General features: G+C 42.7%; 1 protein-coding gene. It reads right to left on the reverse strand.

The annotated features are described in order from the left end of the window. On the reverse strand, positions 1-710 hold a 710-nt coding region (locus tag TEPIDINF_RS12895; RefSeq protein WP_421692243.1), incomplete at both ends, for an IS1634 family transposase.

Consider the following 710-nt stretch of genomic DNA (forward strand, 5'->3'; position numbering starts at 1 on the left):
CCATTCTTTGCGGAGAGTGTATACCAGATATTATCCCCTGTCGTCATGCCTTTGTCTGCCACCACAACCGTTCGGCCAAGAGAGAATTGACGTTGTATCCTCCTAAGCATCGGAATCAAAGTTTGTTTATCAAGCATATTCCCTGGATAAAGACCGTATGTAATTGGAATGCCGTCAGTGTCCATGAAAAGTCCCATCTGCACGATGGGGTCTGGGCGGTGCTCTTTAGAGACACCTTTTTTCCTGAGTTCATCCGCCTCATCGATTTCAAAGTAATAATTGGTTACATCGTAATAGACTAAACTGGTATTGCGGTTATGTTGTCGCTTGATTCGTTCATGGAGCCATAGCTGGAGTGCATCCTTGTGCTTGTTGAAAAAGGTTAGACTGCGGTAGACATCGTCCAAAGTGAAGTTGCTTTTTTCAAAAAATGTCTCCTTGATTTCGTATGTTTTCTTCTTGGAAGCAGGGTAAAGCAAGCGGGAAAACACCAGAAGTTTCATGATACTATTGGCATCGTAATCATGCTTCGCATGGCGTTGCCTGTTGATGAGAAAGGTATGGATTCCAAGATAATGATAGATCTTACTCAATGCAGCATAACCGAAATTTTTTCGATTCGTTGAACCGATCGGGATATGCTCGTCCCGTTGGATAGTGAAAGAAATGGAAGAACGTTCAGAAGCGTATTGTTCGTTCATCTGTTTAAT

The sequence above is a fragment of the Tepidibacillus infernus genome, assembly GCF_048898065.1.
GTDB classification, from domain to species: domain Bacteria; phylum Bacillota; class Bacilli; order Tepidibacillales; family Tepidibacillaceae; genus Tepidibacillus_B; species Tepidibacillus_B infernus.